17 protein-coding genes and 5 pseudogenes are annotated in these 23025 nt (G+C 58.0%); 8 read left to right on the top strand and 14 right to left on the bottom strand.

The window, feature by feature from the left end; genetic code table 11:
* Positions 1 to 86: 86 nt before the first annotated feature.
* Positions 87 to 917 carry an alpha/beta fold hydrolase gene (locus ACA057_RS13385; RefSeq protein WP_497349032.1) on the bottom strand — a complete coding sequence of 277 codons (831 nt, stop codon included), beginning with the start codon at positions 915 to 917 and terminating at the stop codon, positions 87 to 89.
* A gap of 218 nt (positions 918 to 1135) precedes the next feature.
* Here ACA057_RS13385 and ACA057_RS13380 point away from each other — a divergent pair.
* From ACA057_RS13380 to ACA057_RS13370, 3 genes and pseudogenes are all read left to right on the top strand, one after another.
* Positions 1136 to 1234: pseudogene (locus tag ACA057_RS13380) on the top strand (MerR family transcriptional regulator); the annotation flags it as partial.
* Between the two features lie 209 nt (positions 1235 to 1443).
* Entirely contained in the window at positions 1444 to 2577 is a 1134-nt protein-coding gene (locus ACA057_RS13375) for an aminotransferase class V-fold PLP-dependent enzyme (RefSeq protein ID WP_497349030.1), read from the top strand.
* A 224-nt stretch (positions 2578 to 2801) separates the two neighbouring features.
* Positions 2802 to 3008: pseudogene (locus ACA057_RS13370) on the top strand (IS5/IS1182 family transposase); the annotation flags it as partial.
* 20 nt (positions 3009 to 3028) lie between these two features.
* On the opposite strand, the gene ACA057_RS13365 reads toward ACA057_RS13370, so the two are convergent.
* Positions 3029 to 4003, bottom strand: coding sequence for a TerC family protein (locus ACA057_RS13365; protein ID WP_497349028.1), 975 nt, complete (start codon positions 4001 to 4003; stop codon positions 3029 to 3031).
* Between the two features lie 387 nt (positions 4004 to 4390).
* On the opposite strand from ACA057_RS13365, the gene ACA057_RS13360 reads away from it, so the two are divergent.
* Positions 4391 to 5293 carry a universal stress protein gene (locus tag ACA057_RS13360; RefSeq protein ID WP_497349026.1) on the top strand — a complete coding sequence of 301 codons (903 nt, stop codon included), beginning with the start codon at positions 4391 to 4393 and terminating at the stop codon, positions 5291 to 5293.
* 123 nt (positions 5294 to 5416) lie between these two features.
* On the opposite strand, the pseudogene ACA057_RS13355 reads toward ACA057_RS13360, so the two are convergent.
* Positions 5417 to 5521 (bottom strand): annotated as a pseudogene (locus ACA057_RS13355) (hypothetical protein); the annotation flags it as partial.
* Positions 5522 to 5526: 5 nt separating this feature from the next.
* Entirely contained in the window at positions 5527 to 8235 is a 2709-nt protein-coding gene (gene mdeB, locus ACA057_RS13350; RefSeq protein ID WP_497349024.1) for an alpha-ketoglutarate dehydrogenase, read from the bottom strand.
* 120 nt (positions 8236 to 8355) lie between these two features.
* Between mdeB and ACA057_RS13345 the strand changes: the two genes are divergently transcribed.
* A complete protein-coding gene (locus ACA057_RS13345; RefSeq protein ID WP_059405656.1) occupies positions 8356 to 8829 on the top strand; it encodes an Lrp/AsnC family transcriptional regulator in 474 nt (157 codons plus the stop codon).
* Positions 8830 to 8940: 111 nt separating this feature from the next.
* Positions 8941 to 9396, top strand: coding sequence for a DUF6130 family protein (locus ACA057_RS13340; RefSeq protein ID WP_497349022.1), 456 nt, complete (start codon positions 8941 to 8943; stop codon positions 9394 to 9396).
* 63 nt (positions 9397 to 9459) lie between these two features.
* Here ACA057_RS13340 and yiaY read toward each other — a convergent pair whose 3' ends face one another.
* Positions 9460 to 10608 (bottom strand): L-threonine dehydrogenase, encoded by a 1149-nt coding sequence (gene yiaY / locus ACA057_RS13335; protein ID WP_497349020.1) that lies wholly within the window; start codon positions 10606 to 10608, stop codon positions 9460 to 9462.
* A gap of 649 nt (positions 10609 to 11257) precedes the next feature.
* Positions 11258 to 12967 carry a pentapeptide repeat-containing protein gene (locus tag ACA057_RS13330; protein ID WP_497349018.1) on the bottom strand — a complete coding sequence of 570 codons (1710 nt, stop codon included), beginning with the start codon at positions 12965 to 12967 and terminating at the stop codon, positions 11258 to 11260.
* Positions 12968 to 13539: 572 nt separating this feature from the next.
* Between ACA057_RS13330 and ACA057_RS13325 the strand changes: the two genes are divergently transcribed.
* Entirely contained in the window at positions 13540 to 14571 is a 1032-nt protein-coding gene (locus ACA057_RS13325; RefSeq protein WP_497349016.1) for an IS110 family RNA-guided transposase, read from the top strand.
* 454 nt (positions 14572 to 15025) lie between these two features.
* Here ACA057_RS13325 and ACA057_RS13320 read toward each other — a convergent pair whose 3' ends face one another.
* The 6 genes and pseudogenes from ACA057_RS13320 to ACA057_RS13295 all read right to left on the bottom strand — a co-directional run.
* The gene (locus ACA057_RS13320) at positions 15026 to 16024 is read right to left on the bottom strand and encodes a 3-hydroxybutyryl-CoA dehydrogenase (protein WP_497349014.1); all 999 of its coding nucleotides are present in this window, start codon (positions 16022 to 16024) and stop codon (positions 15026 to 15028) included.
* Positions 16024 to 17130 (bottom strand): NAD/NADP octopine/nopaline dehydrogenase family protein, encoded by a 1107-nt coding sequence (locus ACA057_RS13315; RefSeq protein ID WP_497349012.1) that lies wholly within the window; start codon positions 17128 to 17130, stop codon positions 16024 to 16026. Before ACA057_RS13315 ends, ACA057_RS13320 begins: the two co-directional genes overlap by 1 nt.
* Positions 17131 to 17225: 95 nt before the next feature.
* Positions 17226 to 18200 (bottom strand): AraC-like ligand-binding domain-containing protein, encoded by a 975-nt coding sequence (locus tag ACA057_RS13310; protein WP_497349010.1) that lies wholly within the window; start codon positions 18198 to 18200, stop codon positions 17226 to 17228.
* 84 nt (positions 18201 to 18284) lie between these two features.
* Entirely contained in the window at positions 18285 to 19640 is a 1356-nt protein-coding gene (locus ACA057_RS13305; protein ID WP_497349008.1) for a spinster family MFS transporter, read from the bottom strand.
* Between the two features lie 148 nt (positions 19641 to 19788).
* On the bottom strand, positions 19789 to 21039 hold the full coding sequence (locus ACA057_RS13300) for an OprD family outer membrane porin (protein WP_497349006.1): 1251 nt from the start codon (positions 21037 to 21039) through the stop codon (positions 19789 to 19791).
* 519 nt (positions 21040 to 21558) lie between these two features.
* Positions 21559 to 21660: pseudogene (locus ACA057_RS13295) on the bottom strand (NAD(P)-dependent alcohol dehydrogenase); the annotation flags it as partial.
* A 21-nt stretch (positions 21661 to 21681) separates the two neighbouring features.
* Between ACA057_RS13295 and ACA057_RS13290 the strand changes: the two are divergent.
* Positions 21682 to 21771, top strand: a pseudogene (locus ACA057_RS13290) (LysR family transcriptional regulator); the annotation flags it as partial.
* Here ACA057_RS13290 and ACA057_RS13285 read toward each other — a convergent pair.
* A complete protein-coding gene (locus ACA057_RS13285; protein ID WP_497349004.1) occupies positions 21769 to 22575 on the bottom strand; it encodes an energy transducer TonB in 807 nt (268 codons plus the stop codon). The pseudogene ACA057_RS13290 and the gene ACA057_RS13285 sit on opposite strands and share 3 nt — an antisense overlap.
* A complete protein-coding gene (gene tolR, locus ACA057_RS13280) occupies positions 22572 to 23018 on the bottom strand; it encodes a protein TolR (protein WP_497349002.1) in 447 nt (148 codons plus the stop codon). Before tolR ends, ACA057_RS13285 begins: the two co-directional genes overlap by 4 nt.
* Positions 23019 to 23025 lie beyond the last annotated feature (7 nt).

The raw sequence follows: 23025 nt of genomic DNA, 5'->3' as shown, positions 1-23025 counted from the left end.
GTCACGCGCAAGATATAGACCTACAGGTTGGGAGCTGATGGCTGTCGTGAAGGCAGGGGCAGGCGTTTACCCGCCCCTCCCGTTGCCTAACTTCTGACGAAAGCGAGCAAATCGGCGTTGATGGTATCGGCGTTCGTTGTCGGCATCCCGTGTGGGTAGCCCGAGTAGGTTTTCAGCGTGCTGTTTTGCAACAGCTTGGCTGACAAGGGTCCGGAGTCTTCATAAGGCACGATCTGATCATCATCACCATGCATCACGAGCACGGGGATCGTGATGCTTTTCAGATCGTCGGTAAAGTCGGTCTGAGAAAAGGCCACGATCCCGTCATAATGTGCAATTGCACAGCCCATCATGCCTTGTCGCCACCAGTTGCGAATGATGCCCTCGGACGGTTTTGCACCCGGGCGGTTGTAACCGTAGAAAGGCCCCGCTGGAACGTCATGGTAGAACTGCGCCCGGTTGGCTTTGAGCTGTGCCTGCAAGTCATCGAAAACCGACTTCGGCAAGCCGCCTGGATTGCTCGGGGTCTGAACCATCAACGGCGGTACGGCGCTGATGATAACGGCCTTCGACACTCGGTCTTCGCCGTGGCGAGCAATGTAATGGATGACTTCGCCCCCGCCGGTGGAGTGCCCCACATGCACGGCGCCCTGCACGCCAAGATGGTCGACTACGGCCGCGACGTCATCCGCATAGTGATCCATGTCGTGCCCGTCCCAGACCTGACTGGAGCGCCCGTGCCCCCGCCGGTCGTGTGCGATGACCCGGTAGCCGTTCGCCAGAAAAAACAGCATTTGCGCATCCCAGTCATCCGCGCTCAGTGGCCATCCGTGATGAAAGAAGATCACTTGGGCATCGCGTGGCCCCCAGTCTTTGTAAAAAATCTCGACACCGTCCTGCGTAGTGACATACCCCATGTTCGCATCTCCTGAATGAAATGGCGGTCATGATCAGCGTCGTGTGCTGATCGTGCCCCGTATTGAACAAAGTGCAGCCCATCCGATAGGTGGTTCAGAGGGACTGGTTGCGCCTACCCCTGAACTCCATGGCGCTTGAGCAACGCATTACCTGTGCGCTGCTTGGCCGCCAGATCACGCGAATCAACGTTAAGGTCAGTGGTTTTCAGGGGTGGAGTATGAGAATAGGCCAACTGGCGAAAATCGGCGGACTGGCGCCTTCACCCTGTCGATTTTACGAAGCGAGCGGCCGGATCAAATCTGTCGAGCCCGAAGCGGTGCAGCGCGACGACGGTTTAAACGTCTTCGTTGGGTCGAGCGCTGCTCTTGGCGACTGGCTGAACCTGCGCAGTTAGAACCCGTTGCCGCCCACAGGTGATGCCCGCCGCTCGACAGAAGTCGCCATTCAATCCCAAGCAATCTTGTCATTTGCCAAGGCTTAGGGCAGGGTCGATACCACGGACATCTCTGCCAAAGGAGTCACCCCATGTCAAAGCTCTATCCCAGTATCGATCCTGAGGGGCTGGTCGAGTACTCAGTGGTCTACACCGACCGCTCGCTCAACCACATGTCGCAGTCATTTCAAGCCGTGATGAAGAACATTTCCCGGACCCTGAAACAGGTCTACAACGCCCAGGCCGTTGCGGTAGTCCCGGGCAGCGGCACATTCGGCATGGAAGCGGTGGCGCGACAGTTTGCCACCGGCCAGCAATGCCTGGTGATACGCAACGGCTGGTTCAGTTATCGCTGGAGCCAGATCCTTGAGATGGGCAACATCCCGGCGGCCACCACGGTGCTGAAAGCCCGGCCGGTCGACACAGGTCGCCAGGCGGCCTACGCCCCACCGCCTCTGGACGAAGTGCTGGCAGCCATTCAGGCGCAGAAACCGCAGATTGTCTTCGCCCCCCATGTTGAAACCTCATCAGGGATTATCCTGCCCGACGAGTACCTGCGGGCCATCGGCGACGCCGTGCATGCGGTGGGTGGCCTGTTCGTGCTGGACTGCATCGCCTCAGGCACGCTGTGGGTTGATATGCACAAATGCGCAGTTGACCTGCTGATCAGCGCACCGCAGAAAGGCTGGAGCGCCTCCCCTTGCTGCGCCCTGGTGATGCTCAGTTCTTTGGCCCTCGAACGCATCGAACAGACGCAAAGCAGCAGCTTCGCCTGCGACCTGAAAAAGTGGCTTCAGATCATGCAGGCCTACGAACAGGGCGGACATGCCTACCATGCGACCATGCCCAGCGATTCCCTCGCACGATTCAACGAAGTGATGAAAGAGACGCAAGCCTACGGTTTCGACAAGGTCCGCGACGAACAACAGGCTCTGGGCGATCGGGTTCGCACAATGTTGACCGGCAAAGGCATCAAAAGCGTGGCCGCAGCCGGCTTTCAGGCCCCTGGCGTCGTGGTGAGCTACACCGATGATCCCGACATCAAGAGCGGCAAGAAATTTGCCAACCACGGCCTGCAGATCGCCGCCGGAGTGCCGTTGCAATGCGACGAGCCGGCCGACTTCCAGACCTTCCGCATCGGTCTGTTCGGGCTCGAAAAGCTGCAGAATATCGAGCGCACGGTCAGCACCCTCGAGCAGGCACTGGACGAGGTGATGGTTAACTAAGTCCTCATCTTGCCCGCAGCACATACCGGACTTGTGAGTTCCAGGACGGCATCCTGCCCTGGGCAATGCCGGCCCAAGGCGCTGATCTTCGACGAGTTTGGCGCTGGTCGTCCGGACGTCCTGTTAGAACCACAAGGGAAAGCCCGCGCACGCGTCTTACTGGCACGTGCGCCCTTCTGCGCTATCAAAAAAGGCTTCCATCGAAGCCTTTCACGGGGTGGCCCCGTAAGAACAACGGCAAAGCCATTCGCAGTGTCTGACGGCAATTTGTAGTTCTTTGCCGCAACCTTGACCTCTTCTCCCAATCGATCATCGCCATCGACGGCAGCAAATTCAAAGCAGTCAACAACCGGGACCGTAACTTCACCCTGGGCAAAGTGAAGGCACGCATGCAACAGATCGAACAAAGCATTGATCGATCTCTGGCATCAGCGCCTACATCTCTGATTCATCACTGCTCTCCCGTAACCCGTGTTTTGCTCTTCGTCAAAGTCAGGCTCAACAGGACCGAAATCAATATGATGCCGCCGACTGTGGTCAGCGACCATTGGATCGGCATGTGCCACCACGGCGCTACCAGCATCTTGCCGCCGATGAACACCAGGACGATGGCCAGGCCATATTTGAGCAAGTGGAAGCGGTCCGCCATGTCGGCAAGCAGAAAATACAGTGCGCGCAGGCCCATGATGGCGAAGATATTGGAGGTGAACACGATGAAGGGGTCGGTGGTGACGGCGAAGATAGCCGGGATGCTATCAATCGCGAAGACCAGGTCGCTGGCCTCGATCAGTACCAGCACCAGGAACATCGGCGTCGCCCAGCGCAGGCCGTTCTGGCGCACGAAGAAGCGCTCGCCATGAAAGCCATCGGTGATGCGAAGATGGCTACGCAGCCAGCGCAGCAAAGGGTTCTTTTCGAGGTCTGGCTGCTGGTTGGCGAAGATCAGCATCTTGATGCCGGTGATGACGAGGAAAGCACCAAAGACATAGAGTAGCCAGGCAAACTCCTGCACCAGCCACGCACCGGCGAGAATCATACCGGCGCGCATGATGATGGCGCCGAGCACGCCATAGAGCAGGACGCGGCGCTGCAACTCTGGCGGCACGGCGAAGTAGCCGAAGATCATCACGAAAACGAACATGTTGTCGATCGACAGCGACTGCTCGATCAGGTAGCCCGTCAGGAATTCGAGCGTTGTACGCTGGGCCACTTCGGCGCCGAACATGCTGCGCAAATACCACCAGAGCAGGACGGCGAAGACCAACGCCAAACTGGCCCAGGCGATGACCCAGGCCAGCGCTTCGCGCACTGAAACACGATGCGCCTTGCGTCCGCCGAAGACGAACAGATCAAGCGCCAGCATGGCAAGGACGAACACGATGAAGGCGGCCCACATCCAGGATTGGCCGACGCTGATGGCGGTCATTTACTGTCCTCCGCATGAAGCAGCAATAGGCTGGAGGAGTCATGCTAACGAGCCTATCACATCAAAAAAAATCGTTTATTCGTTGCGAATAGTTCGTTTTTTACGAAGTGTTAATTCAGGTGCTCAACTACCGGCAATCGCATTGGTTCTGCTCCGTGGTCAAGGCAGGTGGCTGGCGCGCGGTTCCAGCAGCCCCGTCTCCTGCTCGATCGTGATGAAAAGGTCTGCTACATCCTTCGACAGGCTTGGCAACTGGTAAGCCGGTGATGCAGGCGTATATTGATAGTGTCGATCCAGGTAGTTGAGGCGATAAAAGATCGCCAATGGTGGGACACGCGAAAGTGCTGGGGGCGCTAGCGAATAACCCAGAACGTTTGGAGGTGTCACATGAGGCAGTATCAACGACTCTTTCTGATCGCAGGTCCGACCATGCGTCACTCGCCGGCGATGGAGCGGGCAATCGCACTGGCCGACGCTACAGGCGCAGCGCTGCATATCGCAGTGTTCATCGAAGACTTCGACCTTATGCGGTTAATGAGCAACAGCGAACAACTTCGTGAGAGTTGCCGGCAGGAGAACCTGCAGTGGTTGACGGATGAGGCCGAACTCATGCGCAGGAAGGGCATCAATGTGACCACCGAAGTTGCATTGACTCGTGACCCGCTGCAAGCAATCCTTGGGCATGTGGCTGAAATGCAGCCGGACCTGGTTATCAAGGACGTACATCATGAATCAGCGCTCAAACGCGTATTCGTCACGCCTTTGGATTGGCAGTTGTTGCGGGAATGTCCGACCCCCGTACATCTGGTCAGCGAAGTCAGGTGTCCGCTTCCTCGGGTGATTGTGGCAGCGGTTGACCCATCGCATCCACAGGGTCAGATCAGCGGAATCAACGACAGCGTCATTCAGGCGGCGAACGAATTGGCGACGCAATGTGATGCTGAATTGCACATGCTGTATGCCTATGAACTGACACACACACATTTCTCTGATGCTGGTGCTGGCGCCGTGACGATGCCAGGCTTCAGCAACGACGTGCGCCGGTCACTCGAAAAGTGCTTCATTGCCTTGGCTGGACGCCACGGCGTGCCACCTGAGCGACAACACTTCATTGCAGGCCCCCCAACCAAAGCAATGGCCGACTTTGCCACTCATACTCGAGCGGATGTCTTCGTAATGGGAAATACCCATCACAAAGGGGTGGACAAGCTGGTTGGCAGTACCACGGAGCATGTTCTGTATCAGGTGCCTTGCAGCGTTTTGGCCATCAAGGGAGAAGCGGATGACTGAAGAAAAAAACCGCCACTATCGCAGCCGGCTGTTGGTGCTGATGTGGTTTTGACCCAAGCTGCTGGCTTCAGCTGACCCTTAGGCGTTCTCTATGAAGACACGCATAAGACCCTCGATTACTGAATATTCAGGTAGGTCATTGAAGTCCGGAGCCAAACGCCCCGTGAGCCACATCAACTCGACGTTGCGCTCGGCCTCACGCTCAAGCCGGCGGCTGGAGTGAATCCGGCGTGTCAGCAGGTCCACGAAGCCTGGCTCTCACTGTCCAGTCCATAGCGCTTGATCGCCTCGGCGCAGAGTTGTCGATCAACCGTGCCTTCATCGGCAAGGGTAGCGAGGGCGGCCAATACGATGTGATGGCGATCGACTTCGAAAAAGTCGCGCAAGGCCGCGCGGGTATCGCTTCGCCCAAACCCATCGGTGCCGAGTACCGTATAGCGTGATTGCAGGTACGAGCCGATCAGTTGCGGCAACGCGCGCACGTAGTCAGACACGGCCACCACCGGCGCGCCGCCGGGCAGGCATTCGTCAAGGTAGCTGGTGCGGACGTCGGCTTGCGGATGCAAGCGGTTCCAGCGCTCGACGTCCCGCGCATCACGCGCCAGTTCACTGAAACTGGTGACGCTCCACACCTCGCTCGCAATCTGCCAATCGTTGGCCAGCAACTCGGCGGCGGCCAGGGCTTCGCGCAGGAGAGTGCCCGAACCGAGCAAGCGTACCTTGCCTTTTGGAGTCGCCGGCTGCTGTTCATTGAAGCGATACATGCCGCGAATAATCGACCGCTCAATGCCCTCGGGCAAGGTCGGTTGCGGGTAGTTTTCATTCATCAGGGTCACGTAATAGAACTCGTCGACGTCCTGTTCGAGCATCTGGCGCATGCCATGGTCGAGGATCACCGCGAACTCGCTGGCGAACGCCGGATCGTAGGCGCGACAGTTGGGTACCGTGGCGGCGATCAGGTGACTGGTGCCGTCCTGATGCTGCAAGCCTTCACCGCCGAGCGTGGTTCGCCCAGCCGTGGCGCCCAACAGGAAGCCACGGGAACGTTGGTCAGCTGCGGCCCATATCAGGTCGCCGACCCGCTGGAAGCCGAACATCGAGTAGTAAATGTAGAACGGCAGCATCCGCAGGCCGTGGGCCGAATAGCTGGTGGCGGCGGCTACCCAGGAACTGATGGCGCTGGCTTCGCTGATGCCTTCTTCGAGAATCTGCCCGTCGGTGGCTTCACGGTAGCTGAGGATCGAGCCGATATCTTCGGGCTCGTAACACTGGCCCACGCTGGAGTAGATGCCGATCTGCTTGAACAGGTTGGCCATGCCAAAGGTGCGCGCTTCGTCGGCGACAATCGGCACAATGCGCGGGCCCAGTTGCTTGTCCTTCAGCAGGTTGCTGAGCATCCGCACGAAGGCCATGGTGGTGGACATTTCCTTGCCCTCGGCCTGTGTGGCGAAGCTGGCATAGCTTGCAATCGGAGGCACCGGCACGGCGGCGGCCGTGCGGTTGCGCGCCGGCATGTAACCACCCAGAGACTGTCGCCGCTGATGCAGGTAACGCATTTCGCGGCTGTCGTCAGCCGGTTTGCAAAAGCTCAACGACTCGACCTGTTCATCCGACAGCGGCAACTGAAAGCGGTTGCGGAAAGCGATCAACGCTTCGCGGTCGAGCTTCTTCTGCTGATGCGTGGTCATCTTGCCCTGCCCCGCTTCGCCCATGCCGAAGCCCTTTTTGGTCTGGGCAAGGATCACCGTCGGCTTGCCCTCTTTCTGGCTGGCTGCAAGGTAGGCGGCGTAGATCTTGATAATGTCGTGGCCACCACGTTTGAGGCGGTCGATCTGCTCATCGCTCAAGCCGTGGGCCAGCCGCGCCAGTGATGCGCTTTGGCCGAAGAAATGTTCGCGGTTGTAGGCGCCATCCTTGGCGGCGAACGTCTGGAATTGACCATCGACCGTCTGCGACAGCGTGCGCACCAGCGCGCCATCCTCGTCCCTGGCCAGCAACGCGTCCCAGTCCGAACCCCAGACCACTTTGATCACGTTCCATCCGGCACCGCTGAACAACGCTTCCAATTCGTCGATGATCCGTCCGTTGCCCCGCACCGGACCGTCAAGGCGCTGCAAGTTACAGTTGACCACCCACGTCAGGTTATCCAGGCCTTCACGGGCGGCCAGGGTCAGCGCGGACATGCTTTCCGGCTCGTCCATCTCGCCATCGCCGAACACCCCCCAGACGTGCCGGTCAGTGGTGTCTTGCAGGCCACGGTGCTGCAAGTAGCGCATAAAGCGCGCCTGGAAAATCGAGCTGATCGGACCGATGCCCATCGAGCCGGTGGGGAACTGCCAGAAGTCCGGCATCAACCAGGGATGCGGATAGCTCGACAGCCCTTGGGCACCGGTTTTTCGCGCGGTGATTTCCTGGCGATAGTGCTCAAGATCGGTTTCGCTCAATCGCCCTTCGAGGAAAGCGCGAGCATAGATACCCGGTGCCGAATGAGGCTGGAAGAACACCAGGTCACCGTCGAAGACGTCGTTACGCGCCCGGAAAAAATGGTTGAAGCCCACCTCGAACAGATCCGCTGCGCTGGTGTAACTGGCGATATGCCCGCCGAGTTCGCCATACGCCCGATTGGCACGGACCACCATGACCAAAGCATTCCAGCGCATGATCGAAGCAAGGCGTTCTTCCGTGGCGAGATCCCCCGGGAACAGCGGTTGCTGCGACACCGGGATGCTGTTGACGTAAGACGTGCCCCGGCGCGGCTGCCAGCCAACGGATGGATCACGTGCCGCTTCAGCCAATTGGTCGAGCAACCGCCGCGCATGCTCGGGGCCGCGAGTGGCCACCAGCGACTCCAGGGCCTCACGCCATTCGCGCAGCTCGTCGAGATCGTTCTGGGTCAGGGGGGCGGCTGTTGCATCGGGTGGGTTGGAATGGAAACGGCTCATAGGCACCTCCTCGCTTTTTTAATAGTCTATGCCGAGGCCCGCAGCTTTTTTGATCGTTATGCAGACCCAATTCGATCATTGGCGGCATAAAACGCTGTCCATCCTAAAAGTAGAAGCACAATGAACTTCGACGGTATTGACCTGAAGATCCTTCGAGAGCTGCAAAACGACAGCAGCCTGTCCAATGTGGAACTGGCCAAGCGGGTTCACCTTTCGCCCTCCCCGTGCCTGGCTCGGGTCAAGGCGCTGGAAGCCTCCGGTTGCATTCGCGAGTACGTGGCGCTACTGGCGCCCGAGGCGCTGGGCTTGCGTTTGAATGTGTTCATCTCCATCAGCCTCAAGCAGCAAGGCCGGGAGTCGTTGCAGAATTTCGAACGCACGATCTGCGAATGCGACGAGGTCATGGAGTGCTATCTGATGACCGGTGATGCCGACTATTTGATTCGCGTCGTGATGGCAGACATGCAGGCGCTGGAGCATTTCATCATCGAGCGACTGTCGCCTATGCCGGAAGTCGAAAAAATCCGCTCCAGTCTGTCGTTGAAACAGGTCCGCTATAAAACCGCACTGCCCTTGAGAAAAGAAAATGGATAACCGCTGCAAGAGCGCAATCAGCCGGAAGCGGCCTGTCAGCGTCGACTGAATAAATAGACAACCGCCCGGTTTAATCTAGCCTTGAGTGAAAGCCTGCGGGAGAAAAACACCATGTACCTCGCCCCCAGAAATCTATTGGCCCTGACGTTGGGTGTCCTTTTTTGCACGGGTGCGTGCGGAGAAGAGGCAGCAGACACCCATCCCCCACCGGCGATACTCCCGTTGGAGTCTGAAGCGCTGCCAAAACTCATTGCCTATCCGCCGCTTGCCGAACCGCTCGCCCGCGGCGTTGTCATCATCCAGTATCGAACAGAGCACGCCAGGATCCTGCCGGTATTTGGCAAAGCGGCGGCTGATGTATCGCCACGTCTCAGTCACCTTCACGTGACCGTCGACGACTGGAAAGGTACCTGGGCGCACACCAGTGAAGACCCGATTATCCTGGTTGGACTGACGCCCGGCACTCACAAGGTTCTTCTTGAAGTGGCCGACCCGACTCACAAAATCCTCACCGGTACGACAGTGAGTTTTATCGTTCCGCAGAAGAAACCAACGGGCACCCCGTGAAGCCCCCAAAAAAAGCCCCGCACTTCAACCGAAGGCGGGGCTTTTGATTGGGCTGGTGTCACGTCACATCGCAGTATGGAAAATCTGTTCGATCTCGTCCTGATTGGCAGGACGCGGATTGGTAAAGCCGCAGGCATCCTTCATGGCATTGGTTGCCAGGATCGGGATGTCGTCGGCCTTGGCGCCCAGCTCGGCGAGGCCGCTCGGAATACCGACATCCGAAGACAGTTTGCGGATGGCCGTGATCGCCGCGGCGGCGCCTTTTTGCGCATCCAGATGCTGCGTGTCGACCCCCATTGCATTGGCAATGTCTTTAAACCGGGCCGGGCATACGCTGGCATTGAAGCTGGCGACATGCGGCAGCAGGATCGCATTACAGACGCCGTGAGGCAGGTCGTAGAACCCACCCAGTTGGTGTGCCATGGCGTGGACATAGCCCAGCGAAGCATTGTTGAAGGCCATGCCGGCAAGAAACTGCGCGTAGGCCATGTTTTCCCGGGCGCTCATGTCGTCACCCTGAGCAACGGCCGTGCGCAGGTTGGCCGAGATCAATTCCACGGCCTTGAGCGCACAGGCATCGGTGATCGGCGTTGCCGCCGTCGACACGTAGGCTTCGATCGCGTGAGTCAATGCATCCATGCCGGTGGCGGCCGTCAGGCCTTTGGGCATGCCAGCCATCAACGAAGGATCGTTGACCGACAACAGTGGCGTGACGTTACGGTCGACGATGGCCATTTTCACGTGCCGGACTTCGTCGGTAATGATGCAGAAACGGGTCATTTCACTCGCCGTGCCAGCGGTGGTATTGATCGCGATCAGTGGCATCTGTGGCTTGGCGGATTGATCTACGCCTTCGTAATCACTGATGTGCCCACCGTTGGCGGCGCACAGGGCAATGCCCTTGGCGCAGTCATGGGGTGAACCGCCGCCCAGGGAAATAATGAAATCACAGTCGCTGCGACCCAGCAGTTCGAGGCCTTTTTCGACATTGCTGACCGTCGGATTCGGTTTGGCGCCATCAAACAGGGTGGAGTCGATGTCCTGCTGGGCCAGAAGGCTGGCCACCTTGGCGGCCACGCCGGCTTTGGCCAGGCCTGCGTCAGTGACGATCAAGGCTTTACGGAAACCATATTTGCGGATGGCAAGCATCGCTTCATCGAGACTGCCGATGCCCATCATGTTCACGGAGGGAATGAAGAAGGTGCTGCTCATGATAAATCCTCTTTTATTCTGGAAACCCGGAAATCAGGTGAGGTTTTCTGCTCATATTGCAGGCTGTGAGGCGGGTCTGATCGTCATCATTGATGAGGTTCAGCGGGGAGACGGGGACTGCACCAAGTGTTCAGGCGAACTTGCTTTAAGACGCAGAGGTGAATGGGCCATCACAGCCGGGATCTTTTGATCATGGGATTGAGACTAAACCCATGACGCCAGACTGGAATGGTCCTTTAGCGTTCATTGGCCTCTCCTTTAGTACTGGGAGGTGTGCTGATCAATTGACAGCCGATTGCTGCCCGACGAGAAGGGCTGGCCTTCATTAGCCAGTCCCAAGTGATGAGGGATCCGGTCATTCAGACCTTAAGAACGCACTTTTGGCGGTTATCTGCCTGTCACGACCGCAGTCAGCTGCCGGAGCGTGTATTAACCCGAGACGCACACAGTCATTTCTGATGCCCATTGAGTCAATTCGATTTCCAGGTGCATCCCATAGAACGCTTCTGTCCGTAGGGTGCCTATCGAGTCGGGCTACTTTCGAACGCAAGTTATCGGCGGGGTACTTTATGACCAATTGCTAGCAAAAATTCGCATCTGATTCACTTTCAGCAGATGCACGAAATGGGCTGAGTCATCACTCATTAAACTAACGAGCTTGAGAGTTTCGCTGAGGCGCCACGTCGACGTAGCCTATCTCGATCAAATACGCAGTATTAGGAGTCAGCTCAGCATCGCATGAAATATCAGTGGACCTTTCAAATCTTTTCTCTCGATACTGTTTCTTTTTATCGTCTCCGATCGCGGTACTAAAAGCTTTTACTAGTGGGATGTCGGCTAGTGCAGTCTGCGACAAGTACCCTCTGAGATACTCTGCTGTTTCAGAGCGAAGATTCTCAACAGCCAAGGAGTCTATATCCGTGTATTGAACATACATTGTTGATGATGGTTTCACCTCATATTCTCGATACATGAAATTTGGAAATTGTGGATTCACATACTGAAGTGCACCCCATTGGTCTAGAAGGAATGGGTCGATAGCGGATGGCATGGCGAATTTTTGCAGCGGCAATAAAATATCGTCCCTTGGATTTTTGGATGCATACTCATTCGATATAGTTGTATGGGTCGCTATGTTGAAATTATCTAGCTTTGTATTTTTGTCAATTTTTACCAGCTTTAAACGCGGAGATGCAACTGTGAATTCTTTTTCGCGAGTCCATATGGTTTTTGTGCCATAGTTGCGTGTAAAAACCAAGAGCGGTGTGCCGGATAAATCTGCCCCTTGTAGATTTGCACACTCTAGTATAGGAAAATCAACACCTACTTTATTGTTATCTTTGAATAGATCTGTATTGTTATACAAAAAAGCATCTGATAGATCTGCTGAAAAAAATACTGTGCTACTGAGATCGGCGTTATAAAAATATGACTTTTTCAAGCTGACGCGTGTGAAGTTTGCCCTCGCCAGAAATGATTTTTCAAAATTTGTATCGTTGAGATCTGAGGCATTTTGAAAATCACAGCCCTCGCAAAAAATTCCGGAAAAGTCATAGTTTTTAGCACCCAGATTAACAAGGATTGAAACCAGCATTGCTAACCCCTTCAATGGGACTTCCTGGGCTGCATCCAATCCTTCAAAACGACCTAAAGTGTAAGTTTTAATCTTCAAGTAGTCGGCTTGTGAAAGCTTATCGAGGAAGCTCTTAGGGATGGGGTCAGGTATCTCGTTCGGCGATAATTTTTTATTCATCGAGCCGGCTATTATTTCAACATTGCGAGCATGAACTCGCGATTTATACCTTGCAAGTATTGAGCTTGTGAGATTTCGGTTTTGCTCTAGGGTTGCGCGCAGAGTGCTGTCAAGTAAGTCGGCGTCTGGGTGTGAATACTTCAAGTCATGGAATACGTTGATGATTGCAGTTTGTACGATTTCATTTGTTTCAATTGAAACGGCATTTACGAGGTATTGAAGCGCATTCTTGCGAAGCCGCGTATCGCCATCAACCAGAAATAATCGTAATCCCGAAACCCCTGTGAGTCGCTCAATGGTGCTTGAGTCCGATAGACGCGATAAAGCTGCATCAAAACGGTCGGCACTACGATTCTTTTCCATCTGCTCGATTTGGCCGAAGCCGATATAGAGAGTTATTGCAGCGCCCAGTATGGCGGCGGGTACTGTAGCTGATTTCAGCCACTCCATAGTTAGCCAAGTGCGGGAAAGCTGATGGCGGAGAAGTTGTTGTTCCAGTCGCAATTTTTCCGTTTCCAGAACAATTTTCTCCTCTTGAGGGGATAGCTTCTGCGGGCCGTCATCGCTGGGAGGGCGTTGAATGTGGTTTGTTGGCTCGTCGTTCATTTGTCGGACACCAAATGTGGCGTAACAGCTTAAACAGAGTTCATAAAAAACATTCATTGAACGGTGCTGTTGGTTGTTTATTATGACTCGGCCTTTAGGCGCAGGCGTAGTAAGCGATCGTAAGCAATCGCATAATCCTCTTGAGTTTGTGTTCAGCGTAGTAGGGCTTTGCCAAAATACAATCTGAGGTGCCGTTTAATTACGAACGTCGAACTTGAGGTGCCTGTCAAGAGGAAGAAGCGAAGCTTGCAAACCACTTAAAAAGTCATTTGTGAGCGTCCAGAAGTTTCTAGATCGTTCAATCGAGCCATCTCGCCCACATTCAGGCAGTGGCGTCCTCGTTCACTTATCGGGGCTCAAGGGCGCGTTACATTTGGGCCCCCCGCAGGGCAAGGGTGCCCCTTTTCTGAGTTCTGCTTTGCTAAGTTTATTGTCCGCTCTTGGCCGATTTCTGCCTGTCGCGACCGGCTGAAAACGGCCAGAAGCAATGGGATGGACTCCTCCTCACTTCGGCATCTTGAGTGCCAGACTGAAAGTGCGAACCACAGTCAACGGTGAGAAGGAGTCCACACATGAAGCTTATGCGAATTGGGGTCGACCTGGCCAAGAACGTGTTTCAGATCCACGGCGTGGATTGTCATGAGCTACCCGTCTGGCGGCAGCGTTTATCGCGCGATCGCTGGCTGCAAACGGTGCTGGAAAAGATCGAACCCGGCTGTGAGATCGGCATGGAAAGTTGCGGTGGTGCGCACCATTGGGCGCGGCAACTACAAGCACGCGGATTTCGGGTGAAGCTGATCGCGCCGCAGTTCGTCAAACCGTACGTCAAGAGCAACAAGAACGACGCCAACGATGCCGAGGCGATCTGCGAAGCCATGAGCCGCCCCAGCATGCGCTTCGTCGCCGTCAAGACCATCGAACAACAGGATATCCAGGCGACGCATCGCATCCGGGCCGGCTTAATCGAACAGCGGACCGCCAAAGCCAATCAGATTCGTGGGCTGATCGCCGAGTACGGCCTCATTGCGCCGAAGGAATTGCTGATGCTGCGTCGCGCAATACCATGCTGGCTAGAAGATGCGGATAACGGTTTGACGGTACGCTTTCGTCGTCTGCTGAATGGCTTGTGGGACGATCTGCGCGCACTTGATGAGCGCGTGAGCGAACTCGATGGCGAGATATCTGCGATCGCGGCAAGTGAACCAACGGCCGTCCGCTTGCAGCAGTTACGCGGTGTAGGCCCAATGATCGCTACCGCGCTCATCGCCGCTATCGGTGATGCCCGCCAGTTTGCCAATGGCCGACAATTGGCGGCCTCATTAGGGCTGACACCCAGACAACACAGTTCTGGCGGAAAGGACCGATTACTTGGCATCAGCAAACGAGGAGATGCCTATTTGCGAACGTTGATGGTCCATGGTGCTCGATCGGCACTACGCACGGCCAAATCCAAAAATGACCGGCTCAGCCAGTGGGCCGTCCGTTTGGCCGAGCGATCACATCCCAATGTGGCCGCTATCGCGCTGGCCAACAAAACTGCACGCATGGCTTGGGCGATGCTGCGCAACGACACTGATTACCAACCGGACAAGGCCGCAGCCTGATCCACGAACCTATTACGCCAACGAGTAAAAAACTGCCTACCACGATTGCGAAGCAACCCGAACGATGGCAAACCGGTCGAACCGGCGTCGGCAAACCCCTCAAGTGTCCAGGTGCGCGAAGCACGTAGAAGCGATTGGGAGCCGGCGCGCGAATAGCCCATCATGGCCCTGCATCGAAACGATGCTGTATCCAGAGGCCGAATATACGTGTGCAGTCGGCACGGGCGCCAAAGCGAAGGAAGCTTCCCAACGAGGAGGAGTCCATATACGGACACCTGTGTTGTCACGCCCATGATGTTCTCGCACAGCGTCATCGAGGCTCGCGTCATCTGATTGAGCGTCACGTCAACAGCTGGATGCACCCAGCAAAGTGTGCTGGGAAAGCATCCAGGCTTTTCGTTTGTGCCGCCCCGTCAGAAGGGAGAAAAGCGTCCCGGCATCCAGCCCCTGATGCTCAGCCCTGCCTCAACGCGCCATCGAACGCTGGCGTCAATCCCGACAACTGCAGCTGGCGGACAAAGGCTCCGAGCCGTTCCTGCTTGTAGGCTTCCACATCCAGGTCACGGTAATCGTAGAAACCCTGGCCATCTCGCAAGCCATTGCGGCCGTTTTGCATGTTGTCGGCAATCACCTGTGGCGACTCGAAACGCGGTGACAGCGCGCCACTCAGGTAACGCGAGGCGTAGTAGAGAATGTCGCCGCCACCCCAATCGATGAATTCAAGCAGGCCCAGCACCGAGAAGCGCAAGCCAAAGCCGACGCGCACCGCGGTGTCGATGTCTTCGGCGCTGGCCACGCCCTCTTCCACCATCCGCGCGGCCTCGTTCATCGCCAGTGCCTGGATGCGCGGCACGATGTAGCCCGCCACCGGATTGCACACCACGGGCACTTTGCCGATGCGCTTGAGCAGTTGCAGCAGCCGCTCGACCACGTGTGGGCAGGTCGCGTCGCTGCGACTGACTTCCACCAGCGGCATCAGGTACGCCGGATTCAGCCAGTGCGCGTTGACGAAGCGTTGCGGCTCGCTGACCATTTCACTCAACGCGGTGACCAGAAACGTCGAGGTGGTCGAGGCGATGATGGTCGACGCCGGGACATGCTCGCTGACCCAGGCGAAGGTCTCCTGCTTGACCTCGATGACTTCCGGCACGGCTTCGAACACCAGGTCGCACCGGTGCAATGTCTCTGCAGCCTGGGATCGGGCTTGCAACGTCAACCGGGAAAGCGCGGTGTCCGCCTGCGCCGGTTGGAGCACGCCGAGGCGTACCAACATTTGCAACTCGACGCGGACGTTGTGGCGCACCCGCTCGAAGTAGCCGTGCCGCTCCTCCTCGGCTCGATCCTTGATGTCGATGAGGGTGACCGGCAGGCCCGCATGGATGAACGCCAGGGCAATGCCCTCGCCCATCCGGCCGGCGCCGACCACGCTGACATGGGGCAGCGCAGCGTTCATCAGTTGCAGCCCTCGGTCAGCAGTTCGGTCATCTGTGCCCGACTCAGCTTGGCCAGCCCGAGGTTTTCCAGGGTGCGGCCCTCGGCGTAGAGATCACGCTCGGCCACCACCGAGGCAATGCTCAGCAAGCCCTGCGCCACCGGGGTTGGCACTCCGGCCCAGCGGCCGACGGAAACCAGCAAGGACAGGCCCAGACGGGTGTCTTCGAGCATGTAGCGATGCGTCTGCAGGTCGATGTCCTCGCGCCAGTCGCCGCTGTCGGTCAGCTTGCCATGGGCACCGCGACCGTACATCCACTCGTCGCCTGCGGTGGTGTTGTAGTGATCGGCCAAGGGAAAGTGCGGCGCGCCGTAGGTCAGTGCTTCGCGCACGGCCATACGCTCGGCATCGAGCTGGTTGGTCACACGGCGAATCGACGGCTGGGTGCCTTCGTTGTGAATGTCCCAGGCCTCGAAATGCTCCAGGGGACCTGCGTTCATCATGATCAACGGCGGATGGATGATGGGACCTGCGTTCATCAACGCACCGCTCAGGGCGTCCTCAATCGGTTCGACGCTCGGATAGGCCTCGCGCAATACCGCAAAGGCGTGCCCGGACAGTTTGCTGGGGAACACGCCGGTCGGCAGGCGGGTGGCGTAGCCGCTGATCACCAGGTCACTGGCGCCATGCTTGCGGACCAGGTACGGCAGCGTACCGGTTTCGGCAAAGGCGACCTTGCTCTGGTTGCCCGCATCGGCCATGGCCTTGGCGAACACGTAGCTGCCGAACGTGCCCGGCGGCAGGAACACCACCTGACCGTCGTGCAAGTGCGGCGCGACGTGCTTGGCCAACTCTTCGTGGGACGTCGACGGCAACGGGATGATGACCAGTTGCGCATCACCGAGGGCTTCGGCCAGGTCGTCGGTCAACGACAGCTTGTCGCCCTGCCGGCCGACGGACAACTGACGAGTGCCCCGGTAGTCCCTGATGGTCAGGCTACCGATGGCCAGCAGCTCCTTGAGCGCTGCCGAATCACGACGCCACAAGCGCGTCGAATGCCCCTTTTCCGCCATTTCGACAGCCGCCGCGTAACAGCCGTGTCCACCACCCAGCACCGTAATATTCATCGAGTTGCTCCTCTTGTAAGAGACTCGATGCTATCGGGCCGTACCGCCACGGACTTATCCGATTGCGCAGCCGACTGACGGATTACGCAGGCGTCTCAATGTCTGTGTCGGCGCAGAGTGTCCGACGGCAGGCAACCATAGCGTTGCCGATAAGCACTGGAAAAATGCCCGAAGCTGTTGATGCCGTGACGCAACAGGATATCGGTGACGGTTTCACCGTCCCTGCCCTGCTTCAGCGAGTCGTGGATCACCGCCAGGCGACGGTCACGGATGTACTCGACCGGTGCCTGCTGGAGAAACTGCTTGAAGCCGTTCTGCAAGGTGCGCACAGAAACGCCACAGAGCTCGCTCAGGGTCGCGAGGCTGATCGGTTCGTCGAGGTGCGCCTCGATGTAGTCACGCGCCTTCTTCACGTGGTGCGGCAGCGGCGCGCGCGAATCGACCCGGAGGTCGGCGGAGTAGTTGTGCGGCAACTGCGTCAGCAGCAGCTGCATCAAATATTCGGACAGGCCGCTGGCGATGTGCGTACCGTCGACGCCACTGCCGTAAAGCCGGCAGATGTAATCCAGGGTGTGATAGAGGCTGACGACGCCGGCGCCCAGATGATCGACGCTGACATCAAAGATCACCGACTGCCGCAGGCTGCGTCCGAGCAGGCGTTGCAGTTGAGTCTCCAGGGCATCGCGGTCGACGCGCAGGATCAGATTGCGGCATTCGCCATCGGTGACAATGCGGCTTTGCGCGAACGGCGAAGACACGCTCAGATAACCCGACTGCATCACCGCGCGGCGCCGCCCGTGGGCCACTTCGCAGTGCCCCTGCAAGGTAATGCGAAACAGGTACTGATCGGCAATGTCGCCGATGGTGATCTCTACCGGCGCGCCATAGCGCAAGTCGAGCAGCGCCGAATCGCCGAAAAATACGCCGTTGAGCCGGGTGTATATCGGCTCGTCACGCAGCACATTGAAGGTGTGCGGGCACAGGTAATGGCTGACCTTGTCCTTGATCTCACGGTAATCGGTGGAGCTGAGCAGGCTGTGCCGTTCCAGCAGATGTACATCATTCAACATCAACGGTTCTCCGGACTGAAGCGTCTTGGCCCCACTCCCTGTAAAAGGAGCGAGGCCGAGACGCCGATCATGGACGATGACCCATCATGCCCGGGTCGGGTATTCCCGAGCATAGCTTTCGCGAAAACGCCGGCAACCACGCCACAGCAACAGCACGGTCAATGCCGACGCACCGGCAATCACCAGCGACATCGACGAGCCGACCGCCGCGGGCGATCCGAAGTAGCGGTCGGTCAACAGCGCCACCAGCGTGGTTCCCAGGCCCAACCCCAGCAGATTGCTGATCAGTAGAAACACCGCCGAGACCTGTGCGCGCACCTGATTGGGCGCGAGGATCTGCATCGCCGCCGTGGACGCGGGCATCGGGAACGAGGCGAAGAACATCGCCGGCACCAACAGGGTCACCGACAGCCACAGTTGATCGGCTTGCGGGAACAACACGGCCGGCACCGCCATGCCGAGGGCACCGATGACGCCGGTGCGCATGGCGGCGTCCTGATGACCTTTTTTCGCCAGATAGTCGGTGAGCCAGCCACCGCACAGCACCCCGGCAGTGTTGGCCAGCAACAGCACGGTGCCGAGCATGTAGCCCGCCTCCATCGGCGACAGGCCGAACTTGCGGATGTACAGCGCCGGGCTCCAGCTCATCATGCAGAACAGGGCCATGGCGTAGAACGAAAAGCCCAGGTAATGGCAGGTGAACGTGCCACGGTGACGCCCGAGGAAGCGCAGGCCATCGGTCAGCGCCACCTTCTTCGCCCGGCCCTGCGCATCGACCTGCAGGCCTTTGCGCGCCGGGTCGCGCACGGTGAGCCAGATCAGCAGGCCGACCAGGATGCCCGGCAGCCCGACAATGAAGAACGCCAGCTGCCAGGCCTTCATCGCCCCGAGAAAGGCGACCTCGATGGTGTTCATGTCCTTGAGCATCGCGATCACATAACCGCCCACCAGGAAGGCCAGCCCGCCGCCCACGAACGAGCCTATCGAGTACACGCCCACCGCGCGGCCGAGTTTCTCCTTGGGGAACATGTCGCTGAACATCGAGTACGCCGAGGGCGACAGGGCCGCTTCGCCGACACCGACGCCAATGCGCGCGAGGAACATGTGCAGGAAGCTCTTGCTCATGCCGCACGCGGCAGTCGCCAGGCTCCAGAACACGATGCCGACGGCGATGATCTTCGGCCGGGAGAAACGGTCGGCCAGGTAGGCGATGGGCATGCCCATGAAGGCGTAGAACAACGAAAACGCCAGCCCGTGCAGCAAGCTGAATTGGGTATCGCTGATCTGCAAGTCGGCTTTGATCGGCTCGATCATCAGCGCCAGGATCTGCCGATCGACGAATGAAAAGATGTAGGCGATCATGCACAGGCCCACCACGTACCACTCGTAGACGTAGGTCTTGTTCTTCTGCAGGACCGCGTTATCGACCTGAATATTCACTAGTGTTTGCTCCTTTTGGAATCCGCTCATGCGCGCAGCGCGCCGGGTGACGGTGCACAAGACACCGACTGGGAAGTTGCGGGGCAGATGTAAAGGACGATGGGTTCGAACATGGTCAGACCTCTTATTGTTATGGGGGGAAACTCACCTACCAGAACTTCCAGGTGTAGGTGGTGGCGACACGGAATTCGTTGTAGTCGTAGCCGTACTTCTGCTTCACATCGATGTTGCGCAGGTCCAGCCCCAAGCCTTGCAGCGCCCCGCTCTGCACCACGTAGTTGAGCCCCAGATAGCGTTCGCTTTCCTGGTTGTCGCTCAGGTTGGCGCCACGGTCCCATTGGGTACCCTTGGTGTAGCGGGTGTAGAACTTCAGCCCCGGCATTCCCATCCCGGCAAAGTCATAGCCGTAGCGCGCCGACCAGGACCTTTCACCCGGGCGGACAAACCCCAGGGACGACCAGTGCACCAGGTAAGGTTGCGGGATATAGCCGTTCATTGTGGGGAACACACTGTCACCGAGCATGCGCTGGTAACTGACGCCAACCATGTGCGCGCCCTTGAGCAAGGTGAACAAGGCACCGTAGGCACGGTTGTCGATCTCACCGTTCAACGCGTTGCCATCTTCATTGTTATTGAAGTAGCGCAAGTCGGTTTTGAGTTTGTAGCCGTTGCCCAAATCAGCCATGTGCATCAGGCCAACGTAATGCTGCTGATAAATATCGTGCAGCACGCCATAGAAGTAGCTGGCTTGCAGGTTTTTGCTGATGTCGTACGTGGCGCCGCCGAAGTCCAGGCCGTCACTGTCGATATTATCGGTGGAGCCATACTTGTACAGCTTCTCGTGATTGGAAGACTCGCGTGTCACGGCAGACCAGAAACGCCCACCGGTCAGCGTCAACCCATCGATCTCTTTGGACTCAACCACGGCTCCCTGATAGATAGTGTCCAACTGCCGACTGGGGTCATCGAATGCCACCGGCAACTGTGGGCGAAGATCACCGACCTTCAACTCGGTCTTGCTGTAGCGCATCTTGAACGTTGCACCGGCGCGACTGTAGTCATCGGCGGTTTGCCCATCGCGGACGCTGTACGGCAGCGAACCGTCATTGCCCGCCGAGTCCAGGCGCACGGCGTATTGCGCATCCACATCAAGGCCGATGGCCAAGGCGGTGTCGGTGTAACCGGAGGTGAACTGCGCATCGAAACCCTGCGACCAACTGTGCACTTCAGAGTCCGGCGCCTGGGTGTTGGTGTAGTTACGGTGCAAGTAGAAGTTACGCGTATCCACTTTGAAGTGACTGTCATCAATCACATCGGCATGGGCCGCCACTGGCGAACAGATCATCCCCAACACGCTGGCCATACCGAGCCCACGGCAAGATTGCTTTACCTGATACATCCAACATCTCCACATCTGTCAGTGCCGGGCACTGTATTTATAGGAGCAGCATCACCACTGAAAACCGCCAGGGTGCTCGTCAGAGCAACCGTTCACGCGCGCGACGCGCCGGTCGACGGTTCACAAGTTGACGGCTGGGAAGTTGCGGGGCAGATGCGAAGGACAAAGGGTTCGAGCATGGTCAGGCCTCTTATTGTTATGGGGTAAAACGCCACGCAGACTCAATGGAACAGTCCGCCACGGCGACACGCCTCTTGTCTGCTCAAGGTAAGCCAGTAGACGCTGCGCCGGTATCAAGACGAACAGCATCTGAAAGGGGGAAATCTCCAACGCGACTAAAGGTTTCCCTTAGTCGCGTTTATCCCGATCTGATCGTTTTCAAGAAAGTGGATAAGGTCCAGCACGCTTCTGACGCGCAGCTTTTGGGCAGGCCGTTCGCGCCCCTGTAGCAGCTGGCGAAGCCTGCGTCCGGCTGCTACAGGGATCGTGTGTTGGTTTAACTGATGGGTGTCTGCACAATCATTCGGCGATCTTGATGACCACTTTCCCGAACGCGCCCTTGGCGAGATATTCGTAGGCTTCACGGGCTTTTTCGAACGGGTAGACCGCGCGGAGCGACGGCGCCGTGAGTGCGGTAATGGGCAATGTGGTGTGGCAGGCTTCGGCATCATTCAAGCGCCGGGTATTGCCGTCGCCCGATACCTGAGCAGCGGCGCCCTAGGTGCCCTCTTACTTGATCCGATAATGGAACGTATTGCGCACGGCCGGCACTGCAACGGCTTGGCCGTCGACGATTCGCGGTTGGTAACGGAAGGTGTTGGCGGCGGCCAGCGATGGACGAATAAACAGCGGGTGGCAGCCTTCGAGCACTCTCGGGTTTTCGACGTTGCCTTGTGGGTTGACGGTGTATTCCACAGAGCAATCACCCTCAATGTTTTTGTCCAGCGCTCGCTGCGGATAGTCCGGCGCTTCCTTGCTCAGGGGCAAGTACTGACGACTGTCGGCAGCGGTCTGGGCGGCCAGTTGGCGCGCGCGTTCTGCCGCCAGCCTGGCCTGCTCGGCGCGTTGCGCTTGCTGTGCTTGTTGCTGGGCGAGTTGCTGTTGCTCGGCCTCTCGGTTGAGTCGTTGCGTCTCCAGTCGCTCGGCTTGCTGCTCGCGTTTTTTATCCTCGACCCGTTTGCGCGCCAAGGCGGCCTGTTCGAGTTTCTTTTGTACCTGAAGCTGCGGATCGACCGCCGGTTTGATCGACTCGACGGGGGCGGCAGCAACGGGCTCGGGAGGTGCTGGCGGCGCTGATGCCGGTGCGGGTTCGGGGGCCTGCGGCTGAGCGGCGGGTGGCAGCATCACCAACTGGGTTCTCAACACCGTCGGTTGCGTGGCTGGCGTTGTTTGCGGCGACCAGCCATTTACCAAGAGGGCCAGGACGATGACATGCAGCGCCACGGCCAGGCCCGCCGCCAGACTGTTGTGCCAGAACCCGCTGCGAACACTGCGCTGCAACGTCAGGGTCGGAGTGTGCATGATCATCGCCGTCATTGCGGGGCCTCGGTCACCAGCCCGAGGTTGCTGACCCCGCCCTGCTGCAACGCCGCCATCGCCGCGACCACGCGGCCATAACCGGCGTCGTTGTCGGCGCGGATGAAGACTTGCGTGTCATGCCGCTCACTCACAATCTGCGTGACCTTCGCCCGCATGTCGTCGAGCGTCACCGCGCTGTCAGTCTGGTGCCGGGTGTCGAGTTCACCGCCGAGGTTCCAGTAGTAACCGCCCTCGGCCTTCACCGACAGGGTCAGGATTTGCTGGCGCGTGTCCGTGGCCAGGGCTTCACTGGCCACCTTGGGCAGGTCGATCTTCACCCCCTGAGTCAGCATCGGTGCGGTAACCATGAAGATCACCAGCAGCACCAACATCACGTCGATGTACGGCACCACGTTCATTTCGGCCTTGGGCCCGTGCTTGCGTTGCGGTCTGACCAGCATCTTCACT

This window comes from Pseudomonas sp. LBUM1661 (assembly GCF_059695925.1).
This window is presented reverse-complemented; position numbering and strand designations above follow the sequence as displayed.